This is a genomic window from Flavobacterium sp. 123 (assembly GCF_003634825.1).
GTDB lineage: Bacteria > Bacteroidota > Bacteroidia > Flavobacteriales > Flavobacteriaceae > Flavobacterium.
The window spans coordinates 691885-714862 of record NZ_RBXD01000001.1 but is presented as its reverse complement, the minus strand read 5'-3'; the positions used below and the strand labels follow the sequence as shown (position 1 = coordinate 714862).

General features: G+C 33.7%; 24 protein-coding genes and 1 pseudogene. 16 read left to right on the top strand and 9 right to left on the bottom strand.

Translation table 11 applies throughout. From position 1 onward, the window contains the following. Positions 1-27 precede the first annotated feature (27 nt). From nadB to ric, 7 genes are all read right to left on the bottom strand, one after another. Positions 28-1560, bottom strand: a complete 1533-nt coding sequence (nadB, locus tag C8C88_RS03230) for an L-aspartate oxidase (protein WP_121336745.1) — start codon at positions 1558-1560, stop codon at positions 28-30. Beyond that, complete coding sequence (nadA, locus tag C8C88_RS03225; RefSeq protein WP_121338547.1) at positions 1560-2489, bottom strand: quinolinate synthase NadA; 930 nt, start codon at positions 2487-2489, stop codon at positions 1560-1562. The genes nadB and nadA overlap by 1 nt, the downstream gene beginning before the upstream one ends. 331 nt (positions 2490-2820) lie before the next feature. After that, a complete protein-coding gene (locus tag C8C88_RS03220; RefSeq protein ID WP_121336744.1) occupies positions 2821-3255 on the bottom strand; it encodes an Rrf2 family transcriptional regulator in 435 nt (144 codons plus the stop codon). A gap of 191 nt (positions 3256-3446) precedes the next feature. Beyond that, positions 3447-4136 carry an anaerobic ribonucleoside-triphosphate reductase activating protein gene (locus tag C8C88_RS03215; protein ID WP_121336743.1) on the bottom strand — a complete coding sequence of 230 codons (690 nt, stop codon included), beginning with the start codon at positions 4134-4136 and terminating at the stop codon, positions 3447-3449. Next, complete coding sequence (gene nrdD, locus C8C88_RS13000; protein ID WP_121336742.1) at positions 4120-4284, bottom strand: anaerobic ribonucleoside-triphosphate reductase; 165 nt, start codon at positions 4282-4284, stop codon at positions 4120-4122. Before nrdD ends, C8C88_RS03215 begins: the two co-directional genes overlap by 17 nt. 25 nt (positions 4285-4309) lie before the next feature. After that, the gene (locus tag C8C88_RS03205) at positions 4310-6421 is read right to left on the bottom strand and encodes a ribonucleoside triphosphate reductase (RefSeq protein ID WP_121336741.1); all 2112 of its coding nucleotides are present in this window, start codon (positions 6419-6421) and stop codon (positions 4310-4312) included. 29 nt (positions 6422-6450) lie between these two features. Then, entirely contained in the window at positions 6451-7182 is a 732-nt protein-coding gene (gene ric / locus C8C88_RS03200; RefSeq protein ID WP_121336740.1) for an iron-sulfur cluster repair di-iron protein, read from the bottom strand. A gap of 509 nt (positions 7183-7691) precedes the next feature. Between ric and nirK the strand changes: the two genes are divergently transcribed. The 4 genes and pseudogenes from nirK (at position 7692) to C8C88_RS03180 (ending at position 11028) form a co-directional block, all read left to right on the top strand. Then, entirely contained in the window at positions 7692-9149 is a 1458-nt protein-coding gene (gene nirK / locus C8C88_RS03195) for a copper-containing nitrite reductase (protein WP_121336739.1), read from the top strand. Positions 9150-9230: 81 nt separating this feature from the next. Next, positions 9231-9557: pseudogene (locus C8C88_RS03190) on the top strand (cytochrome c); the annotation flags it as partial. Between the two features lie 99 nt (positions 9558-9656). After that, entirely contained in the window at positions 9657-10379 is a 723-nt protein-coding gene (locus C8C88_RS03185) for a formylglycine-generating enzyme family protein (protein WP_370453805.1), read from the top strand. Between the two features lie 7 nt (positions 10380-10386). Then, positions 10387-11028 (top strand): SCO family protein, encoded by a 642-nt coding sequence (locus tag C8C88_RS03180; RefSeq protein WP_370453777.1) that lies wholly within the window; start codon positions 10387-10389, stop codon positions 11026-11028. A gap of 104 nt (positions 11029-11132) precedes the next feature. Here C8C88_RS03180 and C8C88_RS03175 read toward each other — a convergent pair whose 3' ends face one another. Further along, the gene (locus C8C88_RS03175; protein ID WP_121336736.1) at positions 11133-11753 is read right to left on the bottom strand and encodes a murein L,D-transpeptidase catalytic domain-containing protein; all 621 of its coding nucleotides are present in this window, start codon (positions 11751-11753) and stop codon (positions 11133-11135) included. A 230-nt stretch (positions 11754-11983) separates the two neighbouring features. Between C8C88_RS03175 and glp the strand changes: the two genes are divergently transcribed. Then, positions 11984-13153, top strand: coding sequence for a gephyrin-like molybdotransferase Glp (glp, locus tag C8C88_RS03170; protein ID WP_121336735.1), 1170 nt, complete (start codon positions 11984-11986; stop codon positions 13151-13153). 59 nt (positions 13154-13212) lie between these two features. On the opposite strand, the gene C8C88_RS03165 is transcribed toward glp, so the two are convergent. Then, entirely contained in the window at positions 13213-13809 is a 597-nt protein-coding gene (locus C8C88_RS03165; protein ID WP_121336734.1) for a hypothetical protein, read from the bottom strand. A 190-nt stretch (positions 13810-13999) separates the two neighbouring features. On the opposite strand from C8C88_RS03165, the gene C8C88_RS03160 reads away from it, so the two are divergent. From C8C88_RS03160 to C8C88_RS03110, 11 genes are all read left to right on the top strand, one after another. Further along, positions 14000-14329, top strand: a complete 330-nt coding sequence (locus tag C8C88_RS03160) for a winged helix-turn-helix domain-containing protein (RefSeq protein WP_233549308.1) — start codon at positions 14000-14002, stop codon at positions 14327-14329. Then, complete coding sequence (locus C8C88_RS03155; RefSeq protein WP_121336732.1) at positions 14326-15075, top strand: sulfite exporter TauE/SafE family protein; 750 nt, start codon at positions 14326-14328, stop codon at positions 15073-15075. Before C8C88_RS03160 ends, C8C88_RS03155 begins: the two co-directional genes overlap by 4 nt. Next, on the top strand, positions 15075-15638 hold the full coding sequence (locus C8C88_RS03150; protein WP_121336731.1) for a molybdenum cofactor guanylyltransferase: 564 nt from the start codon (positions 15075-15077) through the stop codon (positions 15636-15638). Before C8C88_RS03155 ends, C8C88_RS03150 begins: the two co-directional genes overlap by 1 nt. A gap of 5 nt (positions 15639-15643) precedes the next feature. Beyond that, positions 15644-15886, top strand: coding sequence for a MoaD/ThiS family protein (locus tag C8C88_RS03145; RefSeq protein ID WP_121336730.1), 243 nt, complete (start codon positions 15644-15646; stop codon positions 15884-15886). Positions 15887-15898: 12 nt separating this feature from the next. Further along, entirely contained in the window at positions 15899-16957 is a 1059-nt protein-coding gene (locus C8C88_RS03140) for a HesA/MoeB/ThiF family protein (protein ID WP_158588979.1), read from the top strand. An 86-nt stretch (positions 16958-17043) separates the two neighbouring features. Next, positions 17044-17490, top strand: coding sequence for a molybdenum cofactor biosynthesis protein MoaE (locus C8C88_RS03135; protein ID WP_121336728.1), 447 nt, complete (start codon positions 17044-17046; stop codon positions 17488-17490). Between the two features lies 1 nt (position 17491). Further along, positions 17492-18406 (top strand): bifunctional molybdenum cofactor biosynthesis protein MoaC/MoaB, encoded by a 915-nt coding sequence (moaCB, locus tag C8C88_RS03130; protein ID WP_121338545.1) that lies wholly within the window; start codon positions 17492-17494, stop codon positions 18404-18406. After that, the gene (gene moaA, locus C8C88_RS03125; protein WP_121338544.1) at positions 18396-19403 is read left to right on the top strand and encodes a GTP 3',8-cyclase MoaA; all 1008 of its coding nucleotides are present in this window, start codon (positions 18396-18398) and stop codon (positions 19401-19403) included. The genes moaCB and moaA overlap by 11 nt, the downstream gene beginning before the upstream one ends. A 207-nt stretch (positions 19404-19610) precedes the next feature. After that, positions 19611-19862 carry a hypothetical protein gene (locus C8C88_RS03120; protein WP_233549307.1) on the top strand — a complete coding sequence of 84 codons (252 nt, stop codon included), beginning with the start codon at positions 19611-19613 and terminating at the stop codon, positions 19860-19862. A 136-nt stretch (positions 19863-19998) separates the two neighbouring features. Then, on the top strand, positions 19999-20847 hold the full coding sequence (locus C8C88_RS03115) for a hypothetical protein (protein WP_121336727.1): 849 nt from the start codon (positions 19999-20001) through the stop codon (positions 20845-20847). Positions 20848-20935: 88 nt separating this feature from the next. Further along, positions 20936-22933, top strand: coding sequence for a TonB-dependent receptor plug domain-containing protein (locus C8C88_RS03110; RefSeq protein WP_121336726.1), 1998 nt, complete (start codon positions 20936-20938; stop codon positions 22931-22933). Positions 22934-22978: the final 45 nt, after the last annotated feature.

Genomic DNA, 22978 nt, shown 5'->3' with positions numbered 1-22978 from the left:
TAAGGTTTAAGCGTTAACAAAAATTTATTATTTGCTAGAATTAAATTTTATAAAACCGCCACGATTTTCTTTTCTTACAATGGATTGCTCTACAATCAAAGTAGCGACTGCTATCATATTCAGTAATTCGTAATAGGCTGCACTTATCTGATGAGTTTCTGCGATTTTTTTCATTTCATCTTGCCATAATAAAAGCTGTTTTTTTGCTTTTAGTAGGTCAGAATCATAACGAACAATACCCGCATTTTGACGCATAAGCAATTGGAGTTTAGCTTTCAGCGTTGCTAGATAATTGGAGTCGATTTCAGGTTTGGTTTCTGATTTCCAATCTGAAATGATGGTTTTTGATGTGGAGCTTGAAATAGTAGTATTTGCTAAATAGCTGTAAATTTTATCAGAATAGACTAGGGCTTCTAAGAGTGAGTTTGAGGCTAATCGATTAGCGCCATGTAAACCTGTTCGAGAACATTCGCCACAAGCAAATAAATTTTCGATAGATGTTTTTCCGTTTTTATCAACGGTAATTCCGCCACATAGGTAATGTTGTGCGGGAACTACTGGAATCCAATCTTTAGAAATATCTATCCCAATATTTTTACAATGCTTATAAATCATTGGAAAATGTTTTATAAAAGCGGCTAAATCTAAATGAGTACAATCTAAATAGACACAATCATCCCCTGATTTTTTAAGTTCTAAATCAATGCTCTGTGAAACAATATCTCTTGAAGCTAGTTCTTCGCGGCTATCATAATCTTTCATAAAGCGATGTCCGTTTTTGGTACGTAAGTAGGCTCCAAAACCTCTAACAGCTTCTGAAATTAAAAATTTTGATCCAGTAGAAGTGTCGTATAATGCGGTAGGATGGAACTGGATAAATTCCATTTCGGTAATCGTTGCATGTGCTCTTGAAGCCATTGCTATTCCATCTCCGGTCGCAATAATAGGATTAGTGGTATGGCCATAAAGATGTCCGATTCCGCCAGTTGCTAATATGGTTATTTCAGATTGATAATTTGTTATTTCGTTGGTCTTTTGGTTCAATATGGAAGCGCCTAAACAACGATTGTTTTCGGTAATTAAATCAATCGCAAAATGATGGTCTAAAACCGTTATATTTTCTTTTTGATAGACTTGCATCAAAATGGCACGTTCAATTTCTGAACCTGTTTGGTCTTTATGATGAACAACTCTGTTTTCTGAATGTCCTCCTTCTTTCCCTAAGTCTAAATTTCCTTCCGAATTTTTATCAAATTGTGCGCCCCATGAAATCAGTTCTTTTAATCGTTTTGGACCTTCGGTCACGACCATTTTGACAACTTCTTCATCGCACAAACCATCACCGCAAATTAAAGTGTCTTGAATATGCTTTTGATAGGAATCTTCATCTTTATCAGTCACAATAGCAATACCGCCTTGTGCATATTTAGTGTTCGATTCGTCCGCATTTGCTTTGGTTGCAATTGTGATTTTTTTGTCTGGAAATCGGTCTGCAATTTTGATTGCAAAAGTTAGTCCAGCCACTCCAGAACCTATAATTAAGTAATTTGTAGTTATCATTATTTAGATAATTCAAGCATTCGCTCAATAGGAACTAAAGCTCTTTTTCGGATGTTTTCAGGAACAATGATTTCTGGACTTTCATTAAGCAAACAATCATATACTTTTTGCATAGTGTTTACTTTCATATAACCACACTCGCTACAAGCACAAGTATTGTCCTCTTTTGAAGGTGCAGGAATTAAAATTTTATTAGGTACAACCTGCTGCATTTTATGTAAAATACCAGCTTCGGTAGCAACTATAAATTTAGTGTTCGGATCTGTTTTAACAAAATTAATCATTCCAGCAGTTGAACCAATGTAATTGGCTGTTTCTAGAATATGTGTTTCTGATTCAGGATGCGCTATGATTTTAGCGTCTGGATGTTCTTTATGTAAAGCAATTAACTTATCTAAAGAGAAAGCCTCATGAACCACGCATGAACCATCCCAAAGCAGCATATCTCTTCCGGTTTTGCTGATAATATATTTTCCTAAATTCTTATCTGGGGCAAAAATAATAGGTGTTTCTTTAGGTATGGATTCAACTATTTTTAATGCATTTGAAGAAGTACAAACAATATCGCTTAAAGCTTTAATTTCAGCAGAGCAGTTGACATATGTAATTACGATGTGGCCCGGATGTTCATCAATGAATTTTTTGAATAAATCTGGAGGGCAAGATTCCGCTAAAGAACAACCTGCGTTTACGTCAGGTAAAATTACTTTTTTGGTTGGATTCAAGATCTTTGCCGTTTCTGCCATAAAATGTACACCAGCAAAAAGAATAATATCAGCATCTACATTCATAGCTTCTTGAGATAAACCTAAGCTATCGCCTACATAATCCGCTATGTCCTGAATTGCTGCTTCTTGATAATAATGCGCCAAAATAACTGCATTTTTCTCTTTTTTCAATTCTAATATACGCTCTTTAAGACTTTTCATTCCCTTGTGTTTTATTTTACTATTTATGGTAAGTGACTCCGTTGTAAAAATTCGGATTTTGTTCCACTCTAAAATAGGTTTCATTTTAAGGATGCAAAGGTATTTTATTCAGCGATACTATGTATAAAATTTATGATTTTTTAAACGATTTATAGCGCACTTATTTGAAGATAAATGCTGAATTTATTCGAAAAGGCAAAAAAATAACATAAAAGTCCTTAAATCATATTTTTGTAAATTCAGAATTTCGGTTCCTGTAGTATAAAAGAATGTTCTTTGCCCCAAGTTTTTTTTGTTAATTGATTCTCAAAACCTAAGTTTTAAAGTGGCATTAATATCTCAAAAAAGTATCTCCAGATTTAATGCCTAAGGCAAGTTCTTCAAGATTAGTAGTTTCAAGCATGTGTGCTAATTCACTTCGGATGGATTTGAATTTATCATGCACCGGACATGGATGTTCTTCGGAACAATGATGTAATCCTAAGCCGCAACCCGTAAAAACAGTGTCGCCCTCAAGCGCAGTAACTATCTGTGAAAGTTTGATTTGGTTCATCGTATCTTTTGGAATTTCAAAACCGCCACCCACACCTTTAATAGAATGGATGATATTATTTTTAGATAATATCTGTAAAATTTTGGCTGTAAATGCCTCAGGAGAATCTATTTTTTTTGCAATATCTCTAAGACCTACCCTGTTGTTTTGATACGACTGAGAAGCAATAAAAATAGTGGCGCGGATTCCGTATTCACAAGTTTTAGAAAACATAGTTATTTTTTTTCAAATTTATTGAAATAAGTTCTATTCTATTATGATTATTATCATTCTTTAAACGAGCTCCTGGTTTTCTGCAAATTTAGATTTATAAATGATTTTTCCGATAAGTAACATCAAAATCCCTGCGGGTAAACCAATGCTTGCTATAAAATAATTTCATGATACATAGGTAATGGTCGTTATTACCCTCTAAAGTGGACTTTAATTGTAGTTGTTGAAAGTGTTTCCGGATTTAAATTTCGGGAAGAATATCCTAAATCACCTAAGGTTTCAACATCATTTTTAAAATATTGAATGTAATAATTTCCAGTGTAATTGTTTTTTTCTAAATAGCAAACCATCATTCTAGCCACTTTTTCATCGATTAAATCAGAATGAACGGTAGTTCGTACTTCAAATTTCACTTGGCTTTTAAGGAGTAAATGTAATGATTTCTCAAAGGGTTCAAAAAGTTCCGATTGTGTGATTTTTTCAAAATGATATGGTAATGCTTTGAAATCTAATGCTACATAATCAAGGAGCTGTTTTTCAATAAGTTCTTTCAAAATAGTTGGTTTGGAACCGTTCGTGTCAATTTTGACTAAAAAACCCATTTTTTTGACTTCGACAATTAGCTCCAGAATGTTTTTATGCAACAAACATTCGCCTCCGCTAAAAACGACAGCATCGAGTAAATTTTTTCGGGTTTGAAGAAAAGCAATTGCTTTTTCGAAAGAAATACTTCCTTTTCCCCTCACAATTTCGGGATTATAACAATACAAACACCGCATATTACAGCCTGCAAACCAAAGAATGCAAGCTGATTTATGTGCATAATCTAATAAAGTAAAAGGAGTTATGCTGTAAATAGGAGTGCTAACATTTTCCTTCATTGAAGTGGGTACGTTGTCTGTGTTCTCCTTTTTTTCCAATATTGAAACTTTCTACGGGTCTGTGATATCCCATTACACGGGTGTAAACAAGACATTTGGTTCTTAAATGTTGTTTTTGCTCTAAAATCGGATTTGTGGTTGTTTTCATATTTTTCTGGTTTAAGATTTATAGTCTAGTTGCTCAACTTTAAATTTTTTTGATTTTCTTCAATAATGGCATCATCACATTTTGGACAGTATTCGTGTTCTCCATTTAGATAACCGTGAACGGGGCATACGCTAAATACTGGTGTGACAGTGATGTAAGGCAATTTGAAATTTGAGATTACTTTCTTCACAAATTGTTTACAAGCTTCTGGAGCGCTTATTTTTTCGCTCATGTACAAGTGTAAAACAGTTCCTCCGGTATATTTACATTGCAATTCATCTTGTAAATACAAGGCTTCAAAAGGATCTTCGGTATGGTCTACTGGAATTTGAGAACTATTGGTGTAATAAATATTGTTTTCATGTCCCGCTTGGTAAATATCAGCAAAACGTTTTTTGTCTTCTTTGGCAAAGCGATACGTAGTTCCTTCGGCAGGAGTTGCTTCCAGATTGTATAAGTTTCCAGTAGCTTCTTGAAATTCTTTCATTCGGTTGCGAATATGATCTAAAACTTCGGCAGCAAATTCAATTCCTGATGGAGAAGTTATGACATCTCTATTTTCGGTGAAATTGACAATCATTTCGTTCATTCCGTTTACCCCAATGGTTGAAAAATGGTTTCTGAAATGCTTTAAATATCTTTTGGTATAAGGATATAAACCGCGGTCATACATTTCTTGAATGAACACCCGTTTTTTCTCTAAAGTTGATTTAGAAAGGTATAATAATTTGTCTAATTGATTGTATAATTCGGTTTTATTGCCTTTGAATAAATAACCCAAACGCGCCATATTAATGGTAACCACACCAATACTTCCTGTCATTTCAGCACTACCAAAAAGTCCATTACCACGTTTTAATAATTCGCGTAAATCAAGTTGTAAACGGCAGCACATGCTACGCACGGCATTTGGTTTATAAGCATTTGGATTTTCTTCTTTGTTTCCATTTTCATCTAAAACGTATTGGCTACCAATGAAATTTTGGAAATAAGAAGAACCAATTTTTGCTGTATTTTCAAAAAGCAAGTTGGTATTTTCTCCATCCCAGTCAAATTCTTCGGTAATATTTACTGTTGGAATTGGAAAAGTAAAAGGTTGACCATTTGCATCGCCTTCTGTCATTACCGTATAATAAGCTTTGTTGATGAGGTTCATTTCCTGTTGAAAATGTTCGTAACGTAAATCGGTTAGTTTGTTAACACCTCGTTCTTTGGCTCTAGCCAAAACAGTTTCGTTGTTGGTATTTTCAAAAAAATGCAAATCATTTTTCGTTGGAATCTGTACTTTCAAATCTTCGGGAACAACCCAGTCTAAGGTGATATTCGTAAAAGGAGATTGGCCCCAACGAGCTGGAACATTCAAATTGTAAACAAAACTTCGAACGGCTTTCAGAACATCGTCAAAAGATAAGTTATCTTTAAAAACATAAGGAGCTAAATAGGTGTCGAAAGAGCTAAAGGCTTGCGCTCCTGCCCATTCGCTTTGAAGAATTCCTAGAAAATTTGCCATTTGTCCCAAAGCTTCTCTAAAATGAGAAGGTGCTTTACTCTCGACACGACCGCGAATTCCGTTGAAACCTTCGTTAAGTAAAACTCGCAAACTCCAACCAGCACAATAGCCAGTCAAACAATCTAAATCATGAATGTGAATATCGCCATTGCGGTGCGCATATCCTTCTTGCTTGGTATATACTTTATCCAACCAATAGTTAGCAATGATTTTTCCAGCCACATTATTGACTAAGCCAGCATTAGAGTAGGAGGTATTCGCATTGGCATTGATGCGCCAATCTGTTTGTTCAATATATTCTTCAATGGTTTGTGTGCTGTCCACATAAGTGCTGTCTTCATTTAAACCCTCAATGTGCTCGCGTTGTAGTTTACGGGTGTGTCTGAACAACATAAACGAACGCATGACTTCAAAATACTGTTTTTCAAAGAGCACTTTTTCAATCAAATCCTGAATTTCTTCAACTGCCCATGTTTCTTTGGATTGTAAGCCATCTACAATTGTATCAAATAAACTTTCATCAAATGCTTGGCTGACGCTATTGAAACTTTTTTCAATGGCGTCTTTTATTTTGAAACTTTCAAAAGGTTTGTATTCGCCGTTTCTCTTTATCACATATTTTTCCATAGCATTTGATGATTTAAGGTTACATTATTTTATTGTTTTGGTAGGAATAGTCTTTCTAATTTTGCTGCTTTGGGAAACAAAATATTATTTTCTAAATGAATGTGTTTATGTAAATCCTGTTCAAATTCTTCTAACATTGCGTAGGTTACTCGATAGGTATTACAGGCATCTGGACCAGGTGTATAGTTATTAGTCAACTGGGCAATCTTACGGAAACGTTCGCCTTCAGCATCATGTTCGTGCATCATCATGGCAATTGGGTTTTCAACAGTTCCAAAATGAGGTTGAGTAATGAGTTCATCTGAAAGACTTGCTTTTACCATTTTTTTTATAAAAGGGAATAAAATAAGTTCTTCTTTTTTCATGTGCTGTGCTAATTCACCGGAACAACCTATAAATAATTCGTTGATTTCAAACAGCTCGGGATGGTTTGCTCCGTGTACTTTGCATAACTTATTTAAAAAGGGAAGTAAAACCTGCGTTTTTTCTTCCACATAGCGGTGATGTGTTTTTTCGATGTAGTCTACTAATAAGTCTAGAGGCCAAGAATTGAAATCGATGGTATTGTTATTGTTTGTCGCTAATACGGCATTGATTTGCTCCATTATTGCTTTGGTATCGGTGTCTTTTTTTTTAGTTGCTTCTTCAATTGTTCGATTTCCTCGACAGCAAAAATCAATTCCATATTTTGAAAAAATTGCTGCTGTTCTGAAGTCTTTTGCTACATATTCACCTATTGTTATTTTGTCTAAAGTTTCCATAATGATTGATTATAATTAAAATTTATGAATACAAAAATAATCATTATTTTCAATAAAAGACAAATTTGTCCTTAATTAAATTTATAATTTTATTTTTATTTTAAATTATTAAAAATCAGTATGGTGTGTAAATTTTAGCGTATATTTATTTGACTATAATTTTACAAATAAAAAAAAATGCAGAAAATGATTTTTATCATATTTTAACCTTTTTTTGATTTAAATTAAAAAGATAATTTTCTAATCAAGTTATCTTAAGATTTATAAAAAGCAGTTTTGATTATAAAGTTTTCGGTATTGAAATTTTATTTGGTTTCTTTTAAATTTATGGAATTGTTAAAGTATATTTCTTTTTGTAGAATAACCTTGATTTCAATTTTATGTTTAAAGTTCTTTCATGACTAGGTTCTTAATAAAAATATTTAAATATGATAAATATCATAATAAAAGACATTTTTGTCTTTTATATTTACAATATGAAATCAAGATAAATTTAACACCTGATAATTATGAAAATTACAATTAATTTAAGCAGACAAAGTAAAGTAGTTGCGATTACTTTGTTTATGATTTTTGGTTTATTTTCTTGTTCCAAAAAAGAAGATAAAGACGCAAAATACTACCAAGACATTAAGGTAGAAGGTCAAAAAGAAGCGGAACTTACTGCACCACCTTTAGTTCCAAAACCCGTAGGAGATCGACCAGCAATGAAATTGGTGGTAAATATGGAAATCAAAGAAGAAGAAGGTCAAATGGTAGATGGAACAAAATATATCTATTGGACCTTTGGTGGTTCTGTTCCAGGGAGTTTTATAAGAACCAGAGTTGGTGATGAAGTAGAATTTCACTTAAAAAATCATCCAGATAATAAATTACCTCATAATATCGATTTACATGCTGTAACGGGACAAGGTGGTGGAGCTGCCTCATCTGTAGTTGCACCAGGTCATGAAAAAGTGTTTAATTTCAAAACATTAAATCCAGGTTTATATGTATATCACTGTGCTACAGCTCCAGTAGGAATGCACATTGCCAACGGAATGTACGGATTAATATTAGTTGAGCCAGAAGGAGGATTGCCTTCTGTTGACAAAGAATATTACGTGATGCAAGGGGATTTTTACACTAAAGGAAGTTATGGAGAACAAGGGTTACAACCTTTTGACATGAACAAAGCCATAAAAGAAGAACCTGATTATGTTGTTTTTAATGGTAAAGTTGGTGCAATTGCAGGAGATAACGCATTAACTGCAAAAGTTGGGGAAACCGTTCGTATTTATATGGGTAATGGTGGTCCAAATTTAGTTTCCTCTTTTCATGTAATTGGCGAAATTTTTGATAAGGTACATATTGAAGGTGGAGATATGATTAATAAAAATGTTCAAACAACATTAATACCTGCAGGTGGTGCAGCTATTGTTGAGTTCAAAGTAGATGTTCCGGGGACATTTATATTAGTAGATCACTCTATTTTTAGAGCTTTCAACAAAGGAGCTTTGGGAATGCTTAAAGTTACTGGTGATGAAAATAAAGAAATTTATTCAGGAACTACTCAGGAAGGAATTTATTTGCCAGAGGGAGGAACTATTCAAAATATGCCAGAAGGAGCAAAAGTGGCCAAATCAACTGTTGTAAAAACAGTACCTGAACAAATTAAAGCTGGTAAAGCTGTTTTTGAAACTACTTGTTATGCCTGTCATCAATCCGAAGGACAAGGGGTGCCTAATGCATTTCCTCCATTGGCAAAATCAGATTTCTTAAATGCAGATCCTAAAAGAGCAATACATACAGTTATAAAAGGGTTAAGCGGTGAAATTACCGTAAATGGTAAAAAAATAAATAGTGTGATGCCTAGTCAAAACTTAACCGATGATGAAATCGCAGATGTATTAACATACGTTTATAGCAGTTGGGGAAATAATAAAACAGTAATATCTCCAGCAATGGTAAAAGCTCAAAGAAAATAATACAAACAATAATTTAATTTTAAAATCATGAAAAAATATGTTTTTGTAATTGCAATGATGGGATTGACTTTACAAGGGTACAGTCAACAAGCGGCTAAAGGGAAAGTTGTTTATGATAAGGTATGTATTGCCTGTCATCAAGCTACGGGTCTAGGTATTCCGGGAGCTTTTCCACCATTGGCCAAATCTGATTATTTGAATAAAGATGTCAATCGTGCCATTAAAGGTGTAGTGAAAGGTTTGACAGGTCCAATTACTGTAAATGGTAAAAAATTCAATAGTGCTATGCCTGCGCAAACAACATTGACGGATCAACAAATAGCAGATGCATTTACTTATGTTTACGCTAGTTGGGGAAATAATAAAACAGTAGTTACACCAGCGATGGTAAAAGCTCAAAGAAAATAAATATACGTTTAAAAGCGATTAGTCATGTTAAAAAAGATAATAGTCGTGTTCTCATTTCTATTGCTAACAGCAACATCACTAAGAGCACAAAACAACAAAATGGTTGCTATAAAAGGGGGGAATTTTGTCCCCCTTTATGGAGCCACAAGTAAGAAACCAGTGAAGGTTGATGCTTTTAACATCGATGTATATCCAGTAACAAATGCACAATTTTTAGCTTTTCTAAAAAAATATCCAGAGAATAGCCGCTCTAGAATTAAAGGACTTTTTGCTGATAAAAGCTATTTGTCACAATGGGAAAGTGATTTTAATTATGGCAAAAATAATTTGAGTAATGCTCCTGTAACCAATGTTTCTTGGTTTACAGCAAAAAAATACTGCGAATGTCAAGGAAAACGATTGCCTTCTATGGATGAATGGGAATATGTGGCTATGGCTGATGAAAAACGAATTGATGCGCGTACAAAAGAAGAATTTAATAAATACATTTTGTCTTGGTACGAAAAACCAAAAACCTATTCTAATCCAGTAGGGCATACTTTTAAAAACTTTTGGGGTGTTTATGATATGCATGGATTGGTTTGGGAATGGACTTCTGATTTCAATAGCATATTTCTTTCCGGTGAATCTCGGAAAGATACCGATACCGATAAAAATTTATTTTGCGGAAGTGGCTCTGTCAATGCAACGGATCTAATGAATTATGCTGCCTTTATGCGGTATGCGTTCAGAGCGAGTCTAAAGGCAAATTATACTTCAAAAAACCTTGGATTCCGATGTGCAACGGATAATGGAATACAGTTGAAATCAACTAAAAACTAGAATTAAAATGAAATCAAAAATTTACGAATACCAAAAAAAAGCGATTGTGATGAACATAAGTAAAAAGGTGATTCTAGGATGTATGATGCTATTTTTATCCTTACAATCGTGTGTAAAAAAAGCTGATGTTATTGCAGAAAAACCTTTTTCGGATTTATCCATTTATAATCTTCCTTCAAAATGGACCAATCAAAATGGAGAAAACCTAGAAATGAAAGATTTAAAAGGAGAAGTATTGGTTATGGTAATGATTTATACTTCTTGTAAATCAGCCTGTCCACGACTTGTTGCTGATATGCGAAACATTGAAAAACGTTTGCCTGAAAATATTAAAGAGAATGTTAAGCTAGTTTTAGTAAGTATTGATCCTGCCGTTGATACTCCAAAACGATTAAAAGCATTTGCGGTCGAAAATAAAATGGAAGGTTATCAATGGTTGTTTTTACGTTCTACCGAAGAAAATACACGTGAATTTGCTGCCGTATTAGCGGTGAATTACAAAAAAATTGCTCCTTTAGAATTTTCACATTCTAATATTATTAGTGTTTTTAATGCAGAGGGGGAATTAGCTTATCAGCAAGAAGGATTAGGAGTAAATTCAGATGAAACCGTTAAAAAAATCACAGATGAAGCTTTAAAGATAAATTAGGAATATATTTTAAAATAAAAAACCTCGCTTGTCATAAGCGAGGTTTTTTGGTTTAATAGCATTCTTTTGTTTTTGGGGGAATTAAAATAAATGATTACTTGATTTTAATAGTATATGCCTAAAATAATAGGGCTTTTAGAGCTATCTATAATTTTTTCTATTCGTTTATAATAGGTTTCATTTATCATTGGGCAACCTAAACTATTGCATATTGGTATGTTTTGTTCGTCATATGGAATTTTATCATATTTATGAAGAACTATATTTCTAGATATGGCATTATTGTTCGTTTTATCCAATCCGAATAACTTGTATGATTTGCCATATTGTCCATTATAACTGGAACCAATGGAGTATTTACCTAAAGATGTACAATAAGAATTGGGTAGATTACTGAATTTTAGATTACCAATGCTCATGCCAGATCCAACTCCATGTGCCACTAATCCTTGATCAATAACTTTGTTGTTTTTTAAATCATAAACAAAAAATCTATTTTTCCCAGACATAATTTTCATGTCAATCAAAAAAACAATTTCCTTATTGTATTTGGAGTTTGTACTTACTAATTGCTTAATAATACTCACCCTATTCAAGAGTTTTTGTTCAATTGAATCCGTTAAAACAGTAAATGCAGAAGGTTCTTTTTTTATACTTTTTGAAGAAATTTTAAGAGAAAATAGGAACAGTCCAATGGAAAGAGCAACGAAAATATTTTTTTTCATATGCTTGAATTTTAATGTTTTATATTATTTTGTAACGTAAAATTAGTATTTTATTGTATGCAAAAAACAACTTTTATTTTAATTAACATTTGGAATCGATTAGCAGAAAATATTTCCTGTTAAATAGCATGATAATTTTATTTAAGAATGGTGAATAATATTTTTTTGGAAGAAAAAGGAATTAATCAAATGGGAGTCGTATTTTTGAAATCTACTAAAAAACACAGCATATGGTTTCCGTTCAAGACGCCTTTTCGATACTAAAAAATAATTTGCCAGCTCCGCAAGAAATTGAGTATTCACTACTCCAAGCACGGAAACATGTTTTGGCACAAACCCTTTTGTCGCCTATAAATATGCCGCCGTTTCGTCAATCCGCAATGGATGGTTTTGCTTTGTGTTTGCATGATGCATTAGTCTATGAGATTATTGGAGAAATCAAAGCGGGTGATACGCATCAAGTAGTTTTATTACCGGGTCAAGCTATTAAAATTTTCACTGGAGCTGCTGTTCCAGATACCGCACAAGCCGTGATTCAGATTGAAAAAGTGAGTGTAAATGAAAATCAATTAGTACTAGAAGAAGCAGTTCAAGCCGGAACTAATGTAAGACCAATTGGAGAACAAATTGCAACAGCTGAATTGGCTCTCGAAAAAGGAACTTTGCTTAATGCTGCTGCTATTGGGTTCTTGGCAGGCCTTGGTTTTACTTCGGTAAAAGTCTTTCAAAAACCGCGTGTTGGGATTCTTGTAACAGGAAATGAACTCGTTAAACCAGGTTCCCCTTTGGAGTACGGAAAAGTTTATGAAAGTAATGGGATTATGTTAGAATCTGCTTTGAATGAAGCTTATTTTGAGGCTGTTAATTTGTATGAAGTTAATGATAATTATGAAAACACAAGAAATAAACTCCAAGAAGCTTTCTTGGAAAATGATGTAGTTTTGGTTTCGGGAGGAATTTCGGTAGGTGATTATGATTTTGTTGCTGCAGCCTTAAAGGAACTGGAAGTTGAAACGCTTTTTTATAAAGTGAATCAAAAACCTGGAAAACCACTTTTTGCAGGTAAATTAAAAGACAAAATGGTTTTTGCATTACCAGGTAATCCGGCAGCTGCGTTGACTTGTTTTTATGTATATGTTTTGCCTACGCTTTCCATACTTTCCGGAAAAGCGACTAATTATAATCAAGCAAAATCAATTGCAATAGCGCATGATTATAAAGTGCATAATACACGTTCTCAATTTTTGAAATCACATATTATAAACGGTGAAGCAATCATCTTATCGCATCAGGCTTCATCAATGTTGAATTCTTTCTCGGTAGCTAATGGTTTGGTTTTTGTTCCTAACGGAAGTTATGAATTGAAGCAAGGCGATTCAGTCGATGTGTATTTGTTGTAATTGAAGCCAAATTCAAACTTTTTAAAGTTGGTTATTTATAAAAATCACTTTTAGATATTTTATTCTAATTGTAATTTGTGTTTGATGCAAACTTTTGTAATACCTGACCAATAACAATATGTCCCAGATCTTAGGCTCTTAATTAATGATGAAAATTGTTTTTTCAAATCGATTTCTTTATCAATAATTGTAGCTAAAATTTGAGCTTTTCTTCTTACTTTAATTGCTTCCAGTTTTCCATTAGTCTGTGATTCAGGATATATTTCTGAAAAATTAAAAATTTTGATATTTTCATTAGTTTGGATTTTAAAAGCTATAATGTCTCCGTCAAGAAAACCTTGTTCTTTGCATTCAATATCTTCATTGCATTCTTTTAGGGATTCAATTCCTGCATTTTTTAAACTTTCAATTATTTTTTTTGCAAGTGTATCACTAATACTCAATTTTTTAAATATTTGTTTTTCTTTCCCAATTGATTTCTCTTTTGTAAGTTCTGTTTTTAAAAATCCCTCCACTTTCCCATTTTGATATTCAATTAATTTTACGGTTTGAGGTCTTCCGCAAAAAGAGACTTCATATGATTGTTTTAAAATTATATTCTGTGAATAAATATTTTGTACCAAAATAAAAAATAATAATAAAAATAGATTCTTCATTAGTTAAGCAATTGATTACTAGTTTTCTTTCAAATATATAAAATATATCTTACATTATTTATTTGTTAAATTCTTCAAGTATTTAGATTGATTAGTTTCACGAAATCGATACCGCAAAAAATATTTTTTTCTCTTTTACGTCAAAATCATTTTCGTTATATTTGTAAAAGTATAACGAAACATTTTTTTATTGAAAATCAAAAGCAAAATCTGGATTGAAACTGAGGAAGGCATCCTAATTAGTGAAGGCCGTATTCAATTGTTGAAATTGATTGCCGAAATGGGTTCGCTCAATAAGGCGGCCAAGGCAATGAATATATCCTATCAGAAAGCCTGGAAGCTAGTAGATGCTTCTAATAAAGCTTCTGAAATGCCGTTGATTGAAACCCAAGTGGGCGGAAATAAAGGCGGAGGAACAGTTTTAACTCCTTACGGAAAACAGCTCATTGCATCTTTTGAGGCAATTAATGTTGCTTGTTGGGAGTTTTTAGATATTGAATTAAAAAAACACAAACTATGACTATAGCTGATTTATTAAATACCCCTTTGTTATTATTATTGTTACCCATAGTTGCGTTTTTGTACGCTAGTGTTGGGCATGGTGGAGCAAGTGGATATTTAGCCTTAATGAGTGCTTTTTCGTTTCCGATGACGTTTATGAAACCTACGGCTTTGGTACTTAATATTTTAGTTTCGGCTGTTTCTTTTTATTTTTATTATAGAGAGAAAAACTTCAAGTGGAATTTGTTTTATCCTTTTGCGTTAAGTTCAATTCCGTTTTCATTTTTAGGGGGTTATCTAAAAATTGATGCTTTCTATTATAAAATTATTTTAGCTACAGTTTTAGTTTTTGCAGTGATGCGGTTGTTAGGCATTTTTGGTAAAGAAAAAAATACAATTAAAGCCATTAACTTACCATTAGCATTAGGATTTGGAGCTTTGATAGGATTTTTATCGGGTTTGTTGGGCATTGGTGGAGGTATTATTTTAAGCCCTGTTTTACTGTTGTTCGGTTGGGCTACAATGAAACAAACTGCGGCAGTTTCCGCTTTGTTTATTTTAGTGAACTCCATATCGGGACTTTTTGGTTTTGTTTCTCAAGGTGGTACTTTGCCTGAATCATCATGGCTTTTAGTAGGTGTTGTTTTTATCGGTGGATTGTTTGGGGCTTATTACGGAAGTACAAAATTTAATTCGAAGGCTTTGCGTTATGTTTTGTCGGGAGTCATTGGAATAGCTATTCTTAAATTATATACTACGGCATAATGGAAAATTTGACAGGAATCATTTTAGCAGGCGGAAAAAGCCAACGCATGGGAACCGATAAAGGTTTGTTGCTCTTAAAAGGGAAGCCTTTTGTAACTCATATTTATGAGGCTTTAAAACCAATTGTTGGAGATAATATTGTTCTGGTTTCATCCAATGCAGATTATGATGCATTAGGATACAATCGCATAGAAGATATGATTGCTGACAAAGGTCCTGTTGGAGGTTTGTATACGGCTTTGAAACAGTCAAAAACTAAGTTTAATTTGGTGTTGAGTGTGGATGTGCCTTTGGTTTCAACTGAATTATTGCAATGGTTGGTTGCTAAACATGAGGATTCTTTTATGGTGACACAGGTTCAAGTTCAGGACAAAGCAAGTCCTTTGATTGCAGTGTATGATCGTTCGATACGAATTCTTTTGGGAGAACATTTGGCTGGAAATCAATTAAAATTACGCGATGTAATTGCTGAAGTGAATCATCAAACATTAGAAGTTCCAAGTAAATGGAGCAAACAAGTACAAAACATCAACACAGAAGAAGATTATAAAAAAATACGATAATAATAATGACTGTAACCCTTAAATATTTTGGTTCTCTAGTTGATATTACTCAAAAAAAAGAGGAATTCTTTCTGCTAGAAGAGAGTAAAATTTCCCTTACTTTTTTGAAATCAAAAATGGAAGCTGCTTACGAGGAATTAAAAAATGCGAATTATAACATTGCGGTAAATCAATCCATGTGTAGCTTGGATTATACAATTAAAGATCAAGATGTAATTGCTTTTCTTCCTCCTTTTGCGGGCGGATAAAATTAAATGAAGATGAATCGTTATTCGAGACAAATAGCTCTTGCCGAAATAGGTATATTAGGCCAGCAAAAATTGCAGAATGCTCGTGTTTTGGTAATTGGCGCAGGCGGTTTGGGCTGTCCAGTTTTACAAAACTTGGCTGCTGCTGGAGTTGGTTCTATCGGGATTGTTGATGGCGATTTGGTAGATGAAACGAATTTGCATCGTCAATTGTTATACACTTTGCAAGATTGCGGAAAGGAGAAAGCGGCTACTGCTGCTCAAGCGATTTCTAAACAGAATCCAGAAGTAAAAGTGGCTTTTTTCTCGGAGTTTTTTGAGCAAGAAAATGCTTTAGAAATAGTTCAGGATTACCAAATCATAGTAGATTGTACCGATACGATTGCAGCACGATATTTAATTAATGATGTGGCAGTCGCCAAAAGAATACCAGTAGTTTACGCCTCGATTCATAAGTTTGAAGGACAGGTTTCTGTATTTAATTATAAAAATGGACCTACATACCGCTGCTTATTTCCCGAAACAGAGAATTTGAATGCGATTCCAAATTGTGCGGTGTCAGGTGTTTTAGGTGTTTTGCCGAATACGCTCGGAGCCCTTCAAGCTACTGAAGTACTCAAAATTATTTTGGAAATAGGAACAGTGTTGTCTGGAAAGTTATTGGTATATGATGGATTGCATTTTCAAACACAAATCATTGATTTTTCCAAAAATGCAAAAGCGGTTGAAAAAGGATTCATAAACGGAAGCCAACTTTTGAATAAAAAAAAAACAAACGAAAGTCTAACTCCCGAAGCGTTTTTAGAAAAATGCAATCAGTTGGGAATAGTTGTTATCGATGTTCGGGAATTGAATGAAATTCCAGAATTTAAAGGTGAAAATGTAGTTCAGATTCCGTTGAGTGAATTAGAAGAATACAGTAAAAAATTAGATAAAAATCAAGAGATTGTTTTGTTTTGTCAAACAGGTCAGCGCAGTCAAGTCGCTTTGAATTACCTCAAAAAATCAGGATTTGTAGGGGTTTTTCATTTGGGAAAAGGTGTTGAATCTTTGAAAAACCAATTACAATAAAAAAAGAATAATAATTAACTTGAAATTTTCAAGACTCGGTTCCCAATCCTTTGAAGTAGGTAGGAATGTGAATAAATATAGTAACTATGTCAACAGATAAACCAAAGAAAAGTTCCTTCATTCAAGGACAGATAACATCAGATTTCATAGGAAATTCAATTGCAAAACATCAAAGTAAAACGACCATTGGTGCCCATAATATTTTTTTAGGTCAGGTTCGTGCTGATGTTATTGATGGAAAAACCGTAGCTGCAATTGAATATACGGCTTATGAAGAAATGGCTGAGCAACGTTTTTATGAAATAAGAGAAGCGGCTTTCGCCAAATATGAATTGTCTTGTTTGCATATTTATCACAGTTTAGGAATTGTAAAAACAGGAGAAATTTGTTTGTTTGTTTTTGTATCGGCGCCTAGACGAAAAGTGGTTTATGAAGCATTAGAATTTTTGGTAGAAGAAATAAAAGAAAAAGCACCCGTTTTCGGGAAAGAAATAATGGATGATGAATCCTATACTTGGAAAAAAAACACATAAAATGGTAGATATTACGCATAAAATAGTAACAAAAAGAACAGCAACTGCCCAAGCGATTGTCAAAGTTGGCTCACCAGAAACGATGCAGGCTATTTTGAACAAAACGGTGCCTAAAGGAGATGTTTTGGAAGTGTCAAGAACGGCGGGTTTATTTGCTGTAAAAAATACTTCAAGTTCTATTCCGGATTGTCATCCAATGCCGATTGAATATACCGGAATAACATTTGAATGTTTAGAAGATTCTGTTTTAATTGAAGTAACTGTAAAAACAATTTATAAAACAGGAGTTGAGGTTGAAGCCATGCACGGCGCATCAATTGTGGCTTTGACCATGTATGATATGTTGAAACCAATTGATAAAAAAGTAGAGATTTCAACCATTAAATTATTACATAAAAAAGGCGGAAAATCAGATTATGGAGTAAAAGAAGCTCTTAATCTTTCGGTAGCTGTTATGGTTTGTTCTGATAGCGTTTCAAGCGGAACGAAAGAAGATAAAGCGGGTAAAGTAATTTCGGAGAAAATCCAAAACTTAGGATTACGTGTTTCAAATTATTCAGTTATTCCAGATGAGATTTTAGATATTCAAGCGAGTATAACTAACTTTTGTGATAAAAAAATGGATTTGGTAGTCATTACAGGAGGCACGGGATTATCCAACAGAGATGTTACTCCTGAAGCTGTAATTCCTATGTTAGACCGCCGAATTCCTGGAATTGAAGAAGCAATCCGTTCCTATGGTCAGGACAGAACGCCTTATGCTATGTTGTCCAGAAGTGTGGTTGGATTCAAAGGGAATACTTTGATTATGGCCTTGCCAGGTTCAACTGCAGGAGCAAGTGAATCGATGGATGCTGTTTTTCCATCGGTATTGCATTTATTCAAAATTTTAAATGGGTTTAACCATGGAAAATAACACCATTTCAATGCAGGATACACACGGCAGAGGGCACAATTATTTGCGCATTTCAATTACGGAACACTGTAATTTGAGATGTACGTATTGTATGCCAGCCGAAGGAATTGCGCTCACACCAAGAGCGCATCTGATGACTGCAGATGAAATTGTGACGATTGCCCAGACTTTTGTTAATCTTGGGGTTACTAAAATCAGATTGACAGGAGGGGAGCCTTTAGTCCGTAAAGATGCCAAAGATATTATTCAGCGATTAGGGAAACTAGGAGTTGAATTGACGCTAACTACTAACGGAATTCTGGCTCATGAATTTATAGATACCTTCAAAGAAGCTGGAATTAAAGCTTTGAATGTGAGTATTGATAGTTTGCAAAAAGAAAAATTTAATACAATTACCCGTAGAAATTATTTTGAAAAACTATGGGAAAATCTTGATTTGCTTGACGCCAATGGGTTTCAGGTGAAGCTGAATGTTGTGGTAATAAAAGGCTTTAATGAGAATGAAATTATCGATTTTATTGAAATGACCAAAGATCGAAACATTCAGATTCGGTTTATTGAGTTTATGCCTTTTGATGGCAATCAATGGAATAAAGAAAAATTAGTTTCCTATGCCGAAATTATGTCGCAAGTGAATGCTTTTTATTTACCAGAAAATGTAAATCGTATTGAGGACAAACCTAATGATACAGCCAAAAATCATAAAATAGGAACTTACACAGGAAGTTTTTCGGTTATTAGTTCCGTAACAAACCCGTTTTGTAGTACGTGCAATCGCATCAGACTAACCGCAGACGGTAAATTAAAAAACTGTCTTTTTTCAAATTCTGAAACCTCTTTATTAGACACATTGAGAGCTGGTGAAGCAATTGAACCGCTTATATTCCAAAATATAAAATCCAAGCACGCCATGCGAGGCGGAATGGATGATGATGCTAAATTTCAAAATCCAGAACTGTTTTCTCAAAACAGAAGTATGATTAAGATTGGTGGGTAAATGAATCCATAAAAAAAGTTATTATTTTTGAAAGCATGACTTAAATCATTTGAATACAAAAAGTATATTGTGTATTTTTGCCCTGTGAAAAACATCCTATTCATAATAATACTTGCGCTGTTCCTAAAACCAGTTTTCCCGGTTATAGATTACGTACTTAATTATGAATACATTTCAAAGGTACTTTGTGTTAACAAAGCAAAACCGATGATGCATTGTAACGGGAAATGTCATTTAATGAAAGAATTGGCTAAGGCTTCTGAAGCCGAAAAACCAATTTCTTCGGATAAAAAATCGACTTCTCAAGTATTTGAAGTTTTGTTTTTTGAAAAAATAAAATCTTTTACCATCACTCCAATTTGTTTTGGTGCCAAAGAAAAAATAAACCAATTCTATTCTAATCTGTATTTTTATTTGAATAGAGATTCTGTTTTTCATCCACCTACTTTCATCTCTTAAATTTTAAGCGCTATCGTGCTTTTTTTTTGTCCGTTTCTTTCTACGGATAAATCGCTGTATGCTGTTTTTTAGAATAATTTTTTTCTGAAAATGGCATACAAAATCATAATTATATTCCAAATTAATACATTAAGAAATGAAATTTCAACTAAAAAATACAATAGCCATTTTGGCTATAACTTTTGCATTTGCCTCGTGTTCTAACACTGAAGACACAACTACTGTTAATGAATTAGACGGTATTACAAAATTCAAAGAAATTGTAAATGCAACACATACGATCGAATTGTATGCGCATATGGGATATCTGGAACAAGGATTTAATGAAATCAGTTTGAGAATAAAAGATAATACGACGGGAGAATATGTTAAAAATGCTTCTGTTAGTTGGTTGCCATTAATGCACATGACGATGATGACACATTCTTGTCCTAAATCAGAAGTAGAAAAAGTGACTACTGCAGGGACACTTTATGAAGGGAATATTGTTTTTCAAATGGCACAAAATGCTACCGAATATTGGGATTTGAAAATAGATTATACAATTAATGGTACAAATTATACTGCAACATCTGTGATAGATGTTCCCGCTTCGGCTAAGCAGCGAGTGACAACTTTTACAGGTTCAGATGATGTAAAATATATTCTGGCTTATGTTGAACCACACCATCCAAAAGTGGCATTAAACGACATTACAGTGGCAGTTTATAAAATGGAATCTATGATGTCATTTCCTATTGTTGATAATTATAAAGTCAAAATTGATCCAAGAATGCCAAGTATGGGAAATCATGGATCTCCAAACAATGTTGACTTAACCCAATCGGTTGTGGATCAATTATATCACGGAAAATTATCATTGACCATGACAGGTTTATGGAAAATCAACTTGCAACTTTTAAACGCATCGGATGTTGTTTTAAAAGGAGAAACCGTTACGGATGCTGTTCCAGCGAGTAGCATCTACTTTGAAATTGAGTTTTAATCGGATTTCATTTTCTTAACTAAAAAAGGCTGAAGTTATTAGGAGGAATTTCAGAATAAACTTTCAGCCTTTTTTGAATTTTTCTAGTATGAAAAAGAAATACTATTTGTTTTTATTGCTGATTGTAAGTTCATTGTCGCTTTTTGCACAAGAGAAAGCAACAGATACGATTGCACCAAAAAAACTTCAAGAAGTCATAGTCATTGGCCAAAAAAAGGAATTGTATGAAAAGCAAACCAAGCCTTTGGCAACAGTTGATGATTATTTGCAACAGTCAGGCAAGGTAGGAATGATTAAAAGAGGAGGTTACGCCTGGGAACCAATCATCAACGGAATGGCAACCGAAAGAACATTAATCACTATCGACGGAATGCGGATTTTTGGCGCTTGTACCGATAAAATGGATCCTATAACGTCTTATGTTGAGGTTTCTAATCTATCAGAAGCAACTGTAAAATCAGGGCAGCAAGCTAGTTGTCACGGCGCAACTATTGGCGGAGGAATTGATTTAAAAAGAAACCGAAGCGGATTTGCTAATACCGGTTGGGATGCTTCTTTAAATACGGGTTTTGAAACTAATAGTATGCAAAAAATCATAGGCGCTGCAGTTAATTTTTCAGATAATCTGTTTTACGTGGACACGGATTTTATGTATCGTGATGCGGGAAATTATTCTGCGGGAAACAATCAAGAGGTTTTGTTTTCTCAGTTTAGAAAGTTTAATTTTTCAACTACTTCTGGTTTTTCTTTCGATGAAAATAAAGTAATTGAAGCTTCATTAATTTACGATAAAGCAACTAATGTGGGCTATCCTGCTTTACCAATGGATGTTTCATTGGCGGAAGCATTAATCACTTCTGTCCAATATAAATATGTTCCTGAATCTTCAATAGTGGAGAATTGGGAGACTAAAATGTATTACAATACTATCACGCATAGGATGGATGATACCAAGCGACCATCAGTGCCCATTCATATGGATATGCCAGGTTGGAGTGATACGTATGGCTTTTATTCAAAACTTAAAGGATTGGTTAATAAACATCATTTCACAGTTGATTTGAATTCTTTTTACAACCGTTCCAAAGCTGAAATGACCATGTATCCTACTGATCCAAACGAAAGTTTGATGTTTATGTTTACTTGGCCAGATGTGCGAACGTTTTATAGTTCTTTGTTTTTAGAAGATGCCGTTGCTTTGAATTATCATTCGAGTTTGAGGTTTTCTGCAAGTATTGCAAATCATGTTAATACAGTTTCAGACCAATTTGGATTAGAAAGTTTACAGATTTTTTATCCGAATATGAGTGATACCAAAAGTCGAATTCTAAAGAGTTTTTCATCAAATTACTCCTATGAATTAAATGGGTTTGAGTACGGTTTTGGTCTTGGATATGGAGAGCGAGCACCATCGGTTTCTGAAGGATATGGATTCTATTTGTTCAATAGTTTTGATCGGTATGATTATATTGGGAACCCAGAATTGAAGAATGAAAAATCAGCAGAGGGAAATGCTTTTTTTGGATATAAAAACAATAAAATGAGCGCCAAGATTGCTGCGTCATATTTTCATATTTCAGATTATATTGTTGGTAAACCAGATGCCACTTTGATTCCGATGACTATTGGCGCCAGCGGAATAAAAGTATATACAGCACTAGATTTTGCCACTATTTTTAACACAGATTTGAATGTAGCATATCAGTTTAGTGACAGTTTCAAGTGGTCTGGGCAATTAGTGTACAGCTACGGGAAAGACAATACAAAAGAGAATCTGCCATTTATAAGTCCGTTGCGTTATTCAGCTATGTTGCATTACAAAAAAAATAAAATCTCGTTGGAGCTAGCAGTTCAAGGAAATGCAGTTCAAACACAATACAGTCCATTTTACGGTGAAGATCGAACGCCTGATTATGCGATTTTGAATATGAGTTCAGGCTATTCTTTTGCTTTTGAAAAAACAAAATGGAGTTTGCGTTCCGGTATTGAGAATATTCTAGATACAAATTATTCCACCTTTTCAGATTGGAACAACATTCCCCGAAAAGGAAGGAATTTCTTTTTGAACGTTACCGTTGGATTTTAATTCATAAAAACAAAAAAGGAGCCTCAGTTGAAGCTCCTTTTTTTA

Coding starts and splice junctions, on each gene's coding strand:
- nadB (WP_121336745.1), bottom strand. CDS start 1,560: ATGATAACTACAAATTACTTAATTATAGGTTCTGGAGTGGCTGGACTA.
- nadA (WP_121338547.1), bottom strand. CDS start 2,489: ATGAAAAGTCTTAAAGAGCGTATATTAGAATTGAAAAAAGAGAAAAAT.
- C8C88_RS03220 (WP_121336744.1), bottom strand. CDS start 3,255: ATGTTTTCTAAAACTTGTGAATACGGAATCCGCGCCACTATTTTTATT.
- C8C88_RS03215 (WP_121336743.1), bottom strand. CDS start 4,136: ATGAAGGAAAATGTTAGCACTCCTATTTACAGCATAACTCCTTTTACT.
- nrdD (WP_121336742.1), bottom strand. CDS start 4,284: ATGAAAACAACCACAAATCCGATTTTAGAGCAAAAACAACATTTAAGA.
- C8C88_RS03205 (WP_121336741.1), bottom strand. CDS start 6,421: ATGGAAAAATATGTGATAAAGAGAAACGGCGAATACAAACCTTTTGAA.
- ric (WP_121336740.1), bottom strand. CDS start 7,182: ATGGAAACTTTAGACAAAATAACAATAGGTGAATATGTAGCAAAAGAC.
- nirK (WP_121336739.1), top strand. CDS start 7,692: ATGAAAATTACAATTAATTTAAGCAGACAAAGTAAAGTAGTTGCGATT.
- C8C88_RS03185 (WP_370453805.1), top strand. CDS start 9,657: ATGGTTGCTATAAAAGGGGGGAATTTTGTCCCCCTTTATGGAGCCACA.
- C8C88_RS03180 (WP_370453777.1), top strand. CDS start 10,387: ATGAAATCAAAAATTTACGAATACCAAAAAAAAGCGATTGTGATGAAC.
- C8C88_RS03175 (WP_121336736.1), bottom strand. CDS start 11,753: ATGAAAAAAAATATTTTCGTTGCTCTTTCCATTGGACTGTTCCTATTT.
- glp (WP_121336735.1), top strand. CDS start 11,984: ATGGTTTCCGTTCAAGACGCCTTTTCGATACTAAAAAATAATTTGCCA.
- C8C88_RS03165 (WP_121336734.1), bottom strand. CDS start 13,809: ATGAAGAATCTATTTTTATTATTATTTTTTATTTTGGTACAAAATATT.
- C8C88_RS03155 (WP_121336732.1), top strand. CDS start 14,326: ATGACTATAGCTGATTTATTAAATACCCCTTTGTTATTATTATTGTTA.
- C8C88_RS03150 (WP_121336731.1), top strand. CDS start 15,075: ATGGAAAATTTGACAGGAATCATTTTAGCAGGCGGAAAAAGCCAACGC.
- C8C88_RS03145 (WP_121336730.1), top strand. CDS start 15,644: ATGACTGTAACCCTTAAATATTTTGGTTCTCTAGTTGATATTACTCAA.
- C8C88_RS03140 (WP_158588979.1), top strand. CDS start 15,899: ATGAATCGTTATTCGAGACAAATAGCTCTTGCCGAAATAGGTATATTA.
- C8C88_RS03135 (WP_121336728.1), top strand. CDS start 17,044: ATGTCAACAGATAAACCAAAGAAAAGTTCCTTCATTCAAGGACAGATA.
- moaCB (WP_121338545.1), top strand. CDS start 17,492: ATGGTAGATATTACGCATAAAATAGTAACAAAAAGAACAGCAACTGCC.
- moaA (WP_121338544.1), top strand. CDS start 18,396: ATGGAAAATAACACCATTTCAATGCAGGATACACACGGCAGAGGGCAC.
- C8C88_RS03120 (WP_233549307.1), top strand. CDS start 19,611: ATGATGCATTGTAACGGGAAATGTCATTTAATGAAAGAATTGGCTAAG.
- C8C88_RS03115 (WP_121336727.1), top strand. CDS start 19,999: ATGAAATTTCAACTAAAAAATACAATAGCCATTTTGGCTATAACTTTT.
- C8C88_RS03110 (WP_121336726.1), top strand. CDS start 20,936: ATGAAAAAGAAATACTATTTGTTTTTATTGCTGATTGTAAGTTCATTG.